This window comes from Micromonospora sp. D93, assembly GCF_018070365.1.
GTDB classification, from domain to species: Bacteria; Actinomycetota; Actinomycetes; order Mycobacteriales; family Micromonosporaceae; genus Micromonospora; species Micromonospora ureilytica.
On sequence record NZ_JAGPXW010000030.1, the window covers coordinates 52,810 to 65,899 of the forward strand.

Annotated in this window: 12 protein-coding genes and 1 tRNA gene; 5 read left to right on the forward strand and 8 right to left on the reverse strand. The window is 68.9% G+C overall.

Annotation, left to right across the window (positions count from 1 at the left end; genetic code table 11):
- The first annotated feature begins 39 nt into the window (after positions 1 to 39).
- Entirely contained in the window at positions 40 to 639 is a 600-nt protein-coding gene (locus KBX71_RS26995; protein ID WP_196929031.1) for a hypothetical protein, read from the forward strand.
- 39 nt (positions 640 to 678) lie between these two features.
- Here the strand turns inward: KBX71_RS26995 and KBX71_RS27000 are convergent, their stop codons facing one another.
- Positions 679 to 2,277: a ricin-type beta-trefoil lectin domain protein gene (locus KBX71_RS27000; protein ID WP_210820599.1), complete on the reverse strand. Its 1,599-nt coding sequence runs from the start codon at positions 2,275 to 2,277 to the stop codon at positions 679 to 681.
- 145 nt (positions 2,278 to 2,422) lie between these two features.
- Positions 2,423 to 4,624 (reverse strand): glycosyltransferase family 39 protein, encoded by a 2,202-nt coding sequence (locus KBX71_RS27005; protein ID WP_210820600.1) that lies wholly within the window; start codon positions 4,622 to 4,624, stop codon positions 2,423 to 2,425.
- Positions 4,625 to 4,747: 123 nt separating this feature from the next.
- On the opposite strand from KBX71_RS27005, the gene KBX71_RS27010 reads away from it, so the two are divergent.
- Entirely contained in the window at positions 4,748 to 5,455 is a 708-nt protein-coding gene (locus KBX71_RS27010) for a glycosyltransferase family 2 protein (RefSeq protein ID WP_210820601.1), read from the forward strand.
- Here the strand turns inward: KBX71_RS27010 and KBX71_RS27015 are convergent.
- Together KBX71_RS27015 and KBX71_RS27020 are read right to left on the reverse strand one after the other, a co-directional pair.
- Positions 5,441 to 6,334 (reverse strand): transketolase family protein, encoded by an 894-nt coding sequence (locus tag KBX71_RS27015; protein ID WP_210820602.1) that lies wholly within the window; start codon positions 6,332 to 6,334, stop codon positions 5,441 to 5,443. The genes KBX71_RS27010 and KBX71_RS27015 overlap by 15 nt on opposite strands.
- A gap of 5 nt (positions 6,335 to 6,339) precedes the next feature.
- Complete coding sequence (locus tag KBX71_RS27020) at positions 6,340 to 7,035, reverse strand: transketolase (protein WP_210820603.1); 696 nt, start codon at positions 7,033 to 7,035, stop codon at positions 6,340 to 6,342.
- A 47-nt stretch (positions 7,036 to 7,082) separates the two neighbouring features.
- Between KBX71_RS27020 and soxR the strand changes: the two genes are divergently transcribed.
- A complete protein-coding gene (gene soxR, locus KBX71_RS27025) occupies positions 7,083 to 7,556 on the forward strand; it encodes a redox-sensitive transcriptional activator SoxR (protein WP_124822468.1) in 474 nt (157 codons plus the stop codon).
- Positions 7,557 to 7,577: 21 nt separating this feature from the next.
- Here soxR and KBX71_RS27030 read toward each other — a convergent pair whose 3' ends face one another.
- Complete coding sequence (locus KBX71_RS27030; RefSeq protein ID WP_210820604.1) at positions 7,578 to 8,576, reverse strand: NAD(P)H-quinone oxidoreductase; 999 nt, start codon at positions 8,574 to 8,576, stop codon at positions 7,578 to 7,580.
- Between the two features lie 161 nt (positions 8,577 to 8,737).
- Here KBX71_RS27030 and KBX71_RS27035 point away from each other — a divergent pair.
- Positions 8,738 to 8,824 (forward strand) — tRNA-Ser (locus tag KBX71_RS27035).
- A gap of 159 nt (positions 8,825 to 8,983) precedes the next feature.
- On the opposite strand, the gene KBX71_RS27040 is transcribed toward KBX71_RS27035, so the two are convergent.
- The 3 genes from KBX71_RS27040 to KBX71_RS27050 all read right to left on the reverse strand — a co-directional run bounded on the left by KBX71_RS27040 (position 8,984) and on the right by KBX71_RS27050 (position 12,308).
- The gene (locus KBX71_RS27040) at positions 8,984 to 10,744 is read right to left on the reverse strand and encodes an RNA-binding domain-containing protein (RefSeq protein ID WP_210820605.1); all 1,761 of its coding nucleotides are present in this window, start codon (positions 10,742 to 10,744) and stop codon (positions 8,984 to 8,986) included.
- 154 nt (positions 10,745 to 10,898) lie between these two features.
- Positions 10,899 to 12,101 carry a low temperature requirement protein A gene (locus KBX71_RS27045; RefSeq protein ID WP_210820606.1) on the reverse strand — a complete coding sequence of 401 codons (1,203 nt, stop codon included), beginning with the start codon at positions 12,099 to 12,101 and terminating at the stop codon, positions 10,899 to 10,901.
- A 51-nt stretch (positions 12,102 to 12,152) separates the two neighbouring features.
- Positions 12,153 to 12,308, reverse strand: a complete 156-nt coding sequence (locus KBX71_RS27050) for a hypothetical protein (RefSeq protein WP_210820607.1) — start codon at positions 12,306 to 12,308, stop codon at positions 12,153 to 12,155.
- A gap of 143 nt (positions 12,309 to 12,451) precedes the next feature.
- Between KBX71_RS27050 and KBX71_RS27055 the strand changes: the two genes are divergently transcribed.
- Positions 12,452 to 12,994, forward strand: a complete 543-nt coding sequence (locus tag KBX71_RS27055) for a YbhB/YbcL family Raf kinase inhibitor-like protein (protein WP_210820608.1) — start codon at positions 12,452 to 12,454, stop codon at positions 12,992 to 12,994.
- Positions 12,995 to 13,090: the final 96 nt, after the last annotated feature.

The following is a 13,090-nucleotide window of genomic DNA, read 5'->3' on the forward strand; positions in this document are numbered from 1 at the left end:
CCGGGAAGGCTGAGGGCTCCACGGACGAGAGGAAGAGTCATGCCACGTTGGGGTATCGCCACCGGCACCACGGCACTGCTCGCGGCGGTCGCGCTCGGCGTCAGCGGCTGCGGCGCGGCCGAGGTGGCCAGCCAGCCCGCCCGGGACGTCGCCGTCGAGGTCGCCGCCGCCATGGGAGTCGAGGGTCAGGCGCTGACCGCGATGGGCTTCGACGCCGACGACCTGGACGTGCGGACCATCGCCGCACCGGCCACCCCGACGCCGGGTGCGTCCCCCAGTGCGAAGGAGAAGGCCCGGGAGAAGCGCGGCGAGGAGTGGCGCAAGCGCCGCCAGGCCCGCGTGCTGCTGCGCAAGAACACCCTGCACGGTGAGGCGGTGGTGAAGACGAAGGACGGCGGTACGCAGACCGTCGCCGTGCAGCGCGGCGAGGTGACGGCCATCGACGGCGACTCGATGACCGTCAAGTCCACCGACGGCTTCACAATGACCTGGACCTTCGGCGACGACCTGCGGGTGGTGGAGCGGCGGGCCACAGTGCAGCCGAGCGAGGTCAAGGTCGGCGCGACGCTCGGCGTCGCCGGCGCGAAGGACGGCGACAAGGGCGTGGCCCGGCTCGTCCTCATTCCCCACGCGAAGTGAGCGAAGGGGCCCTGGTCCACGCCAGGGCCCCTTCCCTCATCAGTAGACTCGGGAGCCGACGAAGTCGTCGTGGCCGTAGCCCACCGGGTTGGCGGCGGTACGGGCCTCGAACGACCACTGCTGCCGGGTGCTGTTGGAGCAGTTCGCCAACCGCAGGCGAGAGCTGCCCAGCAACGGGTTGTCGAACGCCACGCAGAGGTTGTTGGCGCTCGCCGGCCTGATCTGGTTACCCACGAAGACGAACTGCTGCGCGCCGGTGCCGTTGCAGTCGTAGATGTTGACAGCGGTGCCGGCGGTCATCGAGCTGTTGGCGACGTCCAGGCACCTGTCGTGGGACAGCTCCGAGTGCAGCGACCGCCGGGCCGAGTCGTACCAGAAGCCCTGGTTGCGCCCACCGTGGCAGGAGTACGGCTGCTGCGCGGTGCCGTTGCGGGAGTCGTACCCCTTGCCGTCGACGCAGGTGCCGGTGGCGAGGTTGCGCAGTTGCTTGAACTCCAGCAGCCCCGGGTAGAGCACGCCACCGCCGGTGCTGGCCGGGTCGACGCAGCTGGCCCGCGTCTGCCCGGAGTTCCAGAACTGGGTGATGCACTGGGCGAACATGCCGTGCCCACGGGCGTTGGGGTGGAACGACTGGCGGGCGGCGTTCTCGTTCCAGATGCCGACCTCGATGTAGAGGCCGCGGACCGAGGTGTTGTCGGTGCACACCTCGTGGCCGTGGAAGAGGCGGCTGGCGTCCAGGTAGCGGGTGCCGGTGTTCGCCGCGGCCGACCGCAGCGCCGACTCGAACATCGGCACCGCCTTGTTCCGGGCGAAGGCCGCGTCGGCCAGGTAGAGCAGACAACCGCCGGAGTACCAGCCGGGGAAGTTGGGGTTGTCCTCCACGTCGGGGCTGCCGGGGCTCGGGTACGACATCAGCACCAGCTCGTAGTCCGACAGCAGGTAGCCGGCGTTGGTCATGGTCTGCCGGATGTCGGTGAGCGCCGCCTGGACGGCCTGCCGGCTGCCGTCGGTCCGGATCGTCCACTGGTCGGTGTAGGTGGGGTAGCAGGCGCCCTGGAAGGTGACCCGGCGGATGGCGCAGTCGGTGGCGACCGGACCGAACTGGATGGTGCCGTCACCGTTCGCGCCGACCACCACCCAGATCAGCTTCACGTGCGTGTTGCGCGCCTTGATGCCCAGGTAGTCGCCCTGGTTCAGCTCGTTGTGCTGGGTCGGGCCGCCGGCGATCAGGTTCCAGGGGGTGGCGCCGGAGCAGGCGATGTTGTATTGCGCGTCCGACGTGATGCCGGTGCGGAACACCGCCTGGTCGTACGAGCGGTCGCACCAGTTGCCGTCCTGGTGGGTGCCGGGGACGTAGTTTCCGACCCCCTCACCGGAGATCTCGCTGTCACCCATGGTGATCAACGCGGTGCGACGCTGTTCGATCGGGCGGATCGGGCTGCCGTAGAGGGCTGTCGCCTCGGCGGCACGGACGGCTTCGAGGTTGGCGGGGAGCGGTTGGACTGTCGGTCGGTCGGCGGCGCTGGCGGGGGTGGCCGGTCCGGCGAGCATCGGTAGGACGAGAGCGGCAACGGCGACGACGACGGTGATGGCCCGTCGTCGGGTCACGCGTTCGGGCCTGGCGGGGATTGCAGGCATCGACGCACTCCTTTCGGCTCAATCGCGGGACGTCGATTGAGTTACCAGACGGTAACGTGCGGATCAACAGATGTGAATGCGCCTCAGATCCTTGCGCGCGGGCTGCAGAACCGCCCGGATCGGACTATCCGGGCCTGCTTCTGGTTTAGCGGCCCGGCGGCAGGGCGTAGCCGACGTAGCCGCGGAACTCCAGCCGCCAGCCGGCCGGGACGAGTTTGGCGCAGGCCGCCTTGTTGCCGGTGCAGACGATCGCGTCGACCGAGGAGGGGTCGGCCGGCGGTCGTTCCGGCAGCACCGACTGCAACGCCACCAGGTCGGGTGAGCCGCCGTCGGGCTGCCGCAGCAGCAGCCACCACGGGTACTCCCAGTTGTCGTTCTGCTGCACCAGCCCGGTCCGTCGCGCGCCGCTGTCCTGGACCGCTGTCGCCGCCCAGCGGAACTCGTCGGCCCACTGCGGGCGGCGCAGGAACCGGGTGTCCCAGTCCGAGGTGGTGAAGACCGAGCCGGAGCCGACCAGCCGGCGCGGGAAGCCGTACGACAGCGCGAGCACTCCGGCCAGCGCCGAGGCGGCCAGCACGGTGACGGCCACCACTGTGGCAACCGAACGACGCCCACCCGCGCGGTTGCGCAGGAGCGCGTCCAGCCAGAGGCCGGCGAGGGGCACGGCGAGCACCACGGCGTAGAGCAGCAGCCGGTTGCCCCACGGCTGCCACTTGATCATCGCGGTGTGCAGCAGCACGGCGGTCAGCACCACCACGGCGTACGCCCGCAGTGACCCGGCCCGCTCGGGGGCGATCCGCCGTGGTCGGGCGAGCGCGATCACCGCGCCGATCACCGCCAACGCCCCGGCCAGCGGAAACGCCACCCGGTCCTCGTCCGGATACCAGGCCGGCTCCGGGAAGAGCTCCCGGCCGAAGGTGATCGCGCGGTCCTGCGGGTCGACTCCGATCGCCTCGGCGCCGCTGATGATCACGTCGGCTCCGGCCCGACGTAGGGGCGCCAGCGGTGTGTCGAACGCGGTGTGCCCGATCCGCAGCGCGTTGACCACTATCGACGCCGGGTCGTGCCGCTCCATCGGGATGGACTCGCGTAGCCGGGGCGGCCCCAGCGGGTGCCCGAACTCGGCGGTCACCCGGGCCAGGAACGGGCCGACCACCACTGCCGCGACCACCAGGATCAGCACCGAACCGCCGACCGTGCGGGCCAGCCCGCCGACCTTCCAGGACCGCCGACCCCCGCCGGTCGCTGCCGGACCAGTAGGTGCCGGTCGATCCGTCCGGGCCAGCCTCAGCTGGGCCAACCCCCAGAGCACCAGCAGCGGGCCGACCGCGATCAGGCCGCTGGTCTTGGTCACCGCGGTCAGGCCGGTCGCCGCCCCCAGCCCGAGCAGGGTGCCCCAGCCGGTCCGTCGACGCAGCCCGTCCAGCGCCAGGGTCGCCGCGCAGGCCACCCACGCCGCGCAGATCAGGTCGGTCTGCGTGCTGGTCGCCTGGAGCACCACCATCGGCGTGGTCGCCAGCACGAACGCGGTGAGCAACTGGGCCCGCCGGCCACCGCCGAGCTGCGCGGTGATGCGTGCAGCCACCAGGAGGCAGACCACTCCGGCCGCCCACTGCACCAGGTTGTGCAGGTGGTCGCCGCCGGTGAGCAGACGCAGGTGCAGCAGCAGGTACTCGGCTCCGGGCGGGATGGTCACCTGCCGGTGGATGGCGGTGGGCCAGAAGTCCAGGTCGCCCTGGGCCACCCAGTGCTCCACCTTCGGCAGGTGATAGGTCTGCGAGTCGAAGTTGTTCGGCTCGGCCAGCAGCGCGACCAGCAACTCCACAAGGACCAGCCCGCCGACGGTGCCGGCGAGGAGCCGCTCGCCCGGTCGGGCCGTACGCCAGGTGTCGACCGCCGCGGCGAGCAGGCCGGCCGGCCCGCGGCCGGCAGGGGTCGGCGCGGGGTCGGGCTCACCGCGCTCGGCGGTTTGGGGGGAAACGTCGGGGCTGCCACCGGACACCACAGCGCCGACCGGCACCGGCGCGGCCCCGACCGGCACCGGTTGCGGTGCGGCGGCGGGCGGCTGCCGGCGGCGGGTCGCCCGTCGCCAGCGCAGACCGGCCGCCGTCGCGGCCGCGGCCAGGAAGAGCAACCAGGCGACGGTGAACGTCTGTCGGGTCAGCGCGTGCGACGCGCCGAGCACCTCGACGACGAGCACCGCGAACGCCCCACTGAGTAGGACGGCGCGCACCACGGCGAGCCGCAGCGGTGTCACCGCGCCAACCTCGCGTGGCCTCGTCGCGACGGTGAGCAGGAGCACCGCGGCGGCAGGAACCGCCGCGAGCAGGGAGCCGGCAGCCGACATGGCGGAAGTAAACACCATTGATCTGAGCCCGCCGCGCCGGCTGCCCCGCAGTGGCGGTACGTGGTTAACAAACCAGCCAGGCTAGGCTATGTCCGACGTGTTGCCGCCACCGTGGAGATCCCCGTGAAGCTCTCGATCCTCATGCCGGTTTATAACGAGGAAGAACGCATCGCGGATGCCCTGAAGCAGGCACTGGCGGTGGACTACCCCTGCGAGATCGAGTTGGTCGTCGTCGACGACGGCAGCCGGGACGGCACCGGCGAGGTCCTCGATCGCGCAGACGACGCCCGCCTGCGGGTCATCACCCACCAGCGCAACGCCGGCAAGGGTGCCGCCATCAAGACGGCTGTCGACAGCGCCGAGGGCGACTACATGGTCATCCTCGACGCCGACCTGGAGTACGACCCGCAGGACATCCCGAAGCTGCTCGACCCGGTGCTCGACGGGCGGGCCACGGTGGTCTACGGCAATCGCACGTTCGGCAGCCACAGTGCCTACAGCTTCTGGTACGTGATGGGCAACAAGGGCGTCACCATGGCGGCCAACGTGTTGTTCAACTCGTACATCGGTGACCTGGAGACCTGCTTCAAGCTGATGCCGGTGGCGCTCTACCGGTCGCTTGACGTGCGTTCGCGCGGCTTCGGCATGGAGGCCGAGGTGACCGGCAAGCTGCTGCGTCGCCGGATCCGCCCGTACGAGGTGCCGATCAGCTACCGGGCGCGCGGCCGGGAAGAGGGCAAGAAGATCACCTGGAAGGACGGCGTCGAGGCGATCTGGATCCTCGGGCGCGAGCGCGCTCGCCGCCGCCCCGCCGTCTCAGCCGCCAAGTGACCCCAGGAACGCGCTGATCGACCGCCGCAGGCCGTCGGCGTCCAGACCATGCCACCGGGCGTGGTCGGCCGGATCGCCGTACCGTCGCAGGTCGGTCTGACCCACCCCGAGGGCGAGCAGCCGGTGCGGTACGTCCGCCAGTGTCCGGCTGACGACCGCGCTCGACGTCCCCGCCAGGTACGGCTCGACCAGCACCACGTCGGTGCCGGCGAGCGCCCGTAGCCCGCGCGTGTCGAACGGCCGCGGTGTGTGGGTGTACGCCACAGTCACGTCCATCCCCTCGGTAGCCGCCACTGTGGGGTCGAGCATCGGTCCGACCGCCACCACGAGCGGCGCGTTCGCCCCGCCCCGCCGCAGCACCCGTAGCCGGGCCGCATCCGGGTACGCCTCGGTGTTGCGCTGCTCGGAGAGCCGCACGTAGATCGGATCGTCGCTGGTCACGGCGTCGCGGAGCAGTGCCGCCACCTCGTCCGGGTGGCCGGGCACCCGGACCGTCCAGCCGTCGCCGAGAGAGTCGAAGAGCGCCACGTCGCCGGGCGACTGGTGGGTGCGGCCCTCCGCCGACCCGTCGTACGACGCGCCGATGCTGACCAGGACGGCACCCACGCCCTGGTGCTCCAGATCCAACTTGATCTGCTCGTACGCCCGGTCCACCAGGAACGTCGCGTACGAGTGCGCGATCGGACGCAGCCCGGTCAGGGCGAGCCCGCCGGCCACACCGATCATCAGTTGCTCCCGGATGCCCACGTTGAGCACCCGGTCCGGGTGTCGGCGTTCTACCGGGGTGAACTGGCTCACCGAGATGTCGGCCAGCACCAGTGCGGTACGCGGATCCTCGTCGAGGAGCGCTGTGGTGGTGTCGATGAAGGCGGTACGCATGTCGGTCATCCCTTGCTCTCGATGCGGGCAACCACCAGGTGCGGGTGTCGTGGCCGGTGCCCGGTCAGCGCCGCGTACAGGGCGTCGTGGTCCCGACCGTTCACGGTGTCGGCGGTCCAGCCGTTGACTGTGAACCGGCTGGCGATACCACCGGCCCACCCGTAGCTGGCCGAGGAGTTGTCGACCACGACCGCGGTGAGGCTGTCCAGGCCTGTCGCTCCCGCGTACGCGATCGCCTCGTGGTTGGATCCCTCGTCCAGTTCGGCGTCGCCGAGCAGCACGTACACCCGGGGTTTGTGCAGTCCCTGGGCGCGCAGGCCGAGCGCGGTGCCGACGGCCAGCCCGAGCCCGTGCCCGAGGGAGCCGGAGCTGATCTCGACGCCGGGCACCAGGCGTCGGTCCGGGTGGTGGCCGAGGCGGCTCTCCGGCCCGGCCAGGTCGTCGAGCCAGGCGTCCGGGATGAAGCCGTGCGCGGCGAGCACCGCGTAGTAGGCGGCCGGCCCGTGGCCCTTGGAGAGCAGGAAACGGTCCCGTTCCGGGTAGTCGACGCTGTCGGGGGTGACCCGCAGCACCCGGTCGTAGAGCACCTGGAGCACGTCGACGGTGGAGTGCGCGCTCGGCGCGTGTTTCTCGTCGCCGGTCAGTCGCCGGATCAGTCCGGGCAGCCGGGCGCTGCTGTCGGTGGTCAGTGTGGTGGTCATGCCACTACTGTGTGAGTTGAAGTGCACTTCAACTCAAGGACCTGGGGATGCCGGATCTATTGACGATCGGTGAGTTGTCCGCCCGCTCGGGGGTGGCACCGTCGGCGCTGCGCTACTACGAGCGGCTCGGGCTGATCCGCGCCGACCGTACCGGCGGCAACCAACGCCGGTACGCCCGCGCCGAGTTGCGGCGGGTCGCGTTCATCCGGATCTCCCAGCAGGTCGGCGTCTCGCTCGACGAGATCCGAGAGGCACTCGACTCGCTCCCCGAGGCCCGCACCCCCAGCCCACAGGACTGGGCTCGGCTCTCGGCGAGCTGGCGAAGCCGGCTGGACGAGCGCATCCGGCTGCTCACCAAGCTCCGCGACGACCTGGACGGCTGCATCGGCTGCGGCTGCCTGTCCCTGCAGCGCTGCATGCTCAACAACCCGGGGGACACCCTGGCCGGCGAGGGCCCGGGCGCCCGGCTGGTGCTGCCCCGACCGACCGACGACCCGACGCTGGCAAGCTCGCTCAACTGACAGCCGACCCGGTTGGCGTGCTCAGCTGACGGCCGACCCGCCGCCCGCCGGGCGGGTGAGCAGCACCTTGCCGAAGTGATCGTGCGACTCGACGAGCCGGTGCGCCTCCGCGGCCTCGGTCATCGGCAGCCGCCGGTCCACGATCGGCCGGATCCGGCCCGCCTCGACCAACGGCCACACCTCATCCCGTACGCCCTGGACGATCTCCGCCTTCTCGGCGAGCGGTCGGGACCGTAGCGACGTCGCGGTGAGGCTCGCCCGCTTTGCCAGCAGCGCGCCGAGATCCAACTCGGCCTTGCGCCCACCCTGCATCCCGATCACCACGAGCCGACCGCCGTTGGCCAGCGCGGACACGTTCCGCCCCAGGTAGGACCCACCCATGATGTCGAGGACGACGTCCACGCCGCGCCCGTCGGTGACTCGCCGGACCTCCTCGACGAAGTCCTGCTCCCGGTAGTCGATCACGTGCGCCGCGCCCAGCTCACGCAGCCGGGCGTGCTTGGCCTCCCGCGCGGTGGTCAGCACTGTCACACCGAGAGCCGCCCCGAACTGCACAGCGAACGTGCCGATCCCGCTGCCCCCGCCGTGCACCAGCAACGTCTCGCCCGCGCCGAGCCGCGCCACCTGGACCAGGTTCGACCAGACAGTGCAGGCCACCTCGGGCAGCGCCGCCGCGTCGACCGGGTCACACGCCGGCACCGGCAACAACTGCCCGGCGGGCACCGCCACCTGCTCCGCGTACCCGCCGCCGGCCAGCAACGCGCAGACCTGCTGCCCGACCGCCCAACCGGCGACCTCCGCACCAACCACCGTGATCACCCCAGAACATTCCAACCCGGGGTACGCGGGCGCGCCCGGCGGGGGCGGGTAATGCCCCTGCCGTTGCAGCAGGTCAGCGCGGTTGACCCCGGCGGCCCGCACATCCACGATCACCTCGTCCGGGCCCGGCTCCGGATCGGGCACCTCGGCCCAGACCAGCGCGTCGGGACCACCGGGCTCCGGAATCGTGATCGCTCGCATGGGCCCAGTCTTCCCGATCCCACCGGGTGCCGCAGGCGCACCCTCCAGCCCACAGTGGACCCAACAGACCTGCTGGCCGGCGCACCGGGGAGGGACGTCGGGCCGCCCGGAACGAGCCGTGGCAGACTATGCGTGGCCGTACGCCCACGGGTGGCGGCCCAGGAGGGTTCGCCTAGTGGCCGATGGCGCTGGTCTTGAAAACCGGTAAGGCAGCGATGTCTTCGTGGGTTCGAATCCCACACCCTCCGCCCCTCACTAATGACAGGGCAGCGTGCCGCGGGCCGTCCGACCGCTGCCGGTGGGCGGGCGCTGAGAGGCGGCTGACAGTGCCGCCTCGCGTCATCCCGCTGTGGCGGCCTTAACGCTGTCGAAGCGAGTCGAGTTCGGCAGCATGTAACGGCGAAGTGCTAAAACAATTTATCCCCCAAATTTGCGATCCTCTTGTTCTTCGTAAAGCTTCCCTTCTTTCCAGTTGCTGGAAAGAGCGAACCCGGGCCGTATCTTACAGCGACACCGCGTGTCTGCTCTGAGGTCCGGGTAATGATCTGCCTGTCGACCAAGTCTTTCAGAATGTCGCGAGCAGCATAAACGTCGACGTCAAACAGGCGTTGAACGGTCCTATTGTTGATCTCGTCGTAGTCTCGCATATGTTCTATGACCTTCCGGTCTACCTCATCGCTCTTTCGCCCGTGGTAAGCGACGGCATTCCCGAGGCGGGTGAGTGATTCAGCCGCTAGTCGGTAAGTTGGCTGAGTTCGATTCGCGGTCCCCCTGGTTGGTTCCAATAACATGGAAGGGTCACTTGACAGTCGTCGCAAGACAGCCTGTCCTTCCAGTTCGGAACGCTGAATAATCGGTGCTAGCTGCTTCGCTGTGATTGTTCGTTTAGAGCAGAGGACGAGGACAATCAGCAGGGCGTCCGTGTCGTCCTGCTCTTCCGGCGGAAGCGTCGCTAGAAATTTGGTGATGCGAGTGTTCGGCGCCTGTCCGCGAAAAAGGACACTTACCTGGTCGTTGTCATCGGAAATTAGAGGTGTGTCGCGTCCGGAGCGAATCATTTCCCGGTACATTCGGTCAACGCCCTGTCCGACTTCTTCCGCCAGTCCGAGCAAGCGGAAGGCTGAGGCCAAGGCGGGGTGGCGGGCTCTGGATCCCTTGGTCAGAATGTTGGAGACAGTGATGCCGCTCACCAGTGGACCGGGGGATGTTACCTTCAGGTACTGCGACGAGTGCTCGACTGACACGGGCAGACGAGCACGCCAGTCACCGTGGATAAGCGCGTTAGCGACGGCTTCTCGCACTGCGGCCATCGGGTAATCTTCAATTTGAAGCTGTTGTCCATCGGCCAGCGTTACTGGGGTTATGCCTTGACGTGCGCGGATAGCCTGTAGGAGCTCATCGAATGCGAGAACGAGCGGCGTGCCCAGGCGCATGATTGCGTCGGGTTCCCCAGCTTGGGTTTTTCTGTGCTGATAAACTACTGCATCGGCTGGGGCGGACGCGGCGGCCGTGCATAGTAACAGTTCACCCGCGCGGGTCAGTCGTTCGTCGTCGCCCACTGCTTTCAGTGCGCGGAGTAAGTCATGATCTGAAAGGCGCGCGTATGACTGGCGTCGCGAGTCGACGGAATTGGCAAGAAGTCGCCTGCACTGTCTGAGAGCAAGAGGATCCACGTCCTCCAGCGAGCGTGAGCTGGGCGCGGCAGACCAGTCAACCCCTCTTCGCTCCTCTGCTAGACGGCTCACCTCGGCGGGACGCATGGGCAGGCATTCGTCATTGACCCGGTGGTAGGTGTACCCGCGAGTCGTGGAGTACACCTCCAACCCTTCGGGCACCCTGATTACGAGGAGGCGTTTGTGAGCGAAGCGAACGACGTCCACCTCAACAAGGAGGCCCGGCATCGTTAGGTGGTAGATGCGCTGACGCAATGTGTGCTCGTCCAGCTCACACCCGATGAACGCTTCGGGTCCGCCTGGAGTGTCGGAGACTCCGACGACGATGGTTCCGCCGGACGCGTTCGCGAAGCACACAGACGCTTCGGCCAGGTCTGCCCACGCATCCTTCAGGTTGGATTTGGCCACCTTGAAGTCGAGGATGCTGCTCTCACGCTTCCGCGCCGCAGTGCCGGCGAGGATGGCTTCAAGATCCTGTTGTTCGGCGAGGGACATCCTTTGGCGCTCCTTTGGGGGAAGTGACAAAAGTAGGGTAGCCCCAAAGTCGGCTCAAAGGTTAGAGGTGGGGAGTTGGTGACGCGGAGCGTGTCGGGTCGCGGCTGGCGAAGTGTTCGAGCGGTTCGTTCGTTGGGCGCGTTGATCAGCCCGGTCACTCCGGTGAACTCTGTGGCTGATCGTTCCTCGCGGATCGCCTGGTCCGCGCCTCGTAGCTGAGCAGCACGACGAGGAACGCGGTGAGCAGGCCGAGCGCGGCCAGGCCGGGCAGGTAACGGCCGACGGGGAGCAGCGACAGCGCTACGACGGGGGCGACGAACTGCCCCGGTCGTACGCACCGGACGCTGAGACTCAGGAACGTCGCCCGGCCCGCGAGGAACAGGGCGGTCCCACCGAACAACCCGACGGCGGGCATCCAGTCCGAGATGCCGTGGGCCTCCTCATGTGCCAGGCCGGCCAGCACCTGCTCGACTCCCAGCGCCACGTAGATGGTTCCGGCGAGCACCGGGAAGTGGGCAACGCTGTAGGCGTCAGAACCCACGTGGGCCCGCCGCAGCCCGGACTCCGTCGTCAGCGCGTGCCTGGATGTTGCCGCGCTCGCGGAGTAGAGCCAGTACAGGCACACGGTGACGGCCAGGGTGAGGAGCGCGGCCAGCAGGATCGGTCCACGGGCCCGCTGTACCCCGATGCCGGCGGCGACCGAGATCAGGGACTCGCCGAGCGCAATGATCACCACGAGGCTGTGTCGCTCCGCGAAGTGGCTGGGGCTCCGCACCGGCCACCCGCTCAGCACCGAGGACACCACCCCGCCGCCCATGTCGATGGTGAGGGCCAGCGCCCAGAGCAGGATCTGTGCGGTGCCGCCGAACACGGCGCCGAGGATGAGTGGAATCCAGGACAGCGTGGTGGAGAGGGCGTAGAGGCGAATGGTCCTGCGCACCTGCCGGTTGCCGGCCGCCACCCAGCGGAAGAGGACCAGATCGACAACTCGAAGGACGATGTAGGCCAGCACCAAGATCAGCCGTGGTTCCGTCGTACCCGGTCCGGTCCCCCAGGCGTCGGGGATGACGAGAGCGACGAGGAAGACGGCCGCCATCGCGACGGTGACGCCGGCACGGATCAACCCGACATCGATCCGTACGTGGTTGCCCAGCCAGGAGTAGACCAGCCAGGAGATCCAGAGCAGCAGGAGTACGAGGAATCCCTGCATCAAGGTCACCGGCGCGGGTCGCTGGCTCATGAACGTGGTGACCCGGATCAGGCCGAAGACGAAGACCAGGTCAAAGAAGATCTCGAACAGGATGGGTCGGTGTGTCTCCGGGGTCGCCATCGGTCGTGCCCCGAAAGTCCGCCCCATGAGGTCATCTTGACGGTCAGCGGCGAAGCGGTCCGGTGCCCCGCGTTCCGGTCACTCCGGCGGGTCGGTTGCTCGGCACTCCCGGCGGATCGTCTCCTCGGCCAGTCGCTCGACAGCGCGTCCGCGTTCGTCGGAGATGGCTCGCTCGTTCCGGCGGCGGAACGCGGTGATGACGGCTATCGCGAAGTCCCGCCAGATGCCGGCCACGATGTCCCCCTGAGGAACGTTGCCCGACCTCAAACGTAGCTCTGCGAAACCACACTGGGTCAGCGCCAGCTTCCGGTCGTCGGGAGGGCCGTGGCGGGGTAAGAAGGGGCTGGTATCTCCGCACATCGGAAGGACGCGTCCCCATGACCCTGGAACGACCGATCGCCCCGGACCCGTACGAGCTGCTGCCGACGCTGCCCTCGTTCACGCTGACGAGTGACGACGTGCAGAACGGCGAGCCGATGGACGCCCGGCACGCGCATGGCAGCACCGGGGGCGACAACGTCTCGCCGCAGCTGACCTGGTCAGACTTCCCCGCCGAGACGAAGAGCTTCACGGTGACCTGCTACGACCCGGACGCGCCGACCGGCAGCGGTTTCTGGCACTGGGTGCTGGTGAACGTGCCGGTCAACGTCACCCAGTTGCCCACCGGCGCTGGCGGTGCGGCGGGCACCGACCTCGGCGGGGCGTTCTCGGTCCGCAACGACTACGGCGACCAGGGCTACGGCGGGGCGGCCCCGCCGCCCGGTGACCGCCCGCACCGGTACGTCTTCGCGGTGCACGCCCTGGACGTGGACCGCCTGGACCTGACCCCGGACGCCACCCCCGCCTACGTCGGCTTCAACCTCACGTTCCACACCCTGGCCCGAGCGGTGATCCGCCCCACGTACCAGATCAAGGACTAAACCCGCCCCCAGCTCCCGCGATCTTGCACTTTCTGTCCCGACATCCTTGACATAAAGGGCATAAGGACAACAGGAAGTGCAAGATCGCCGGGGCCG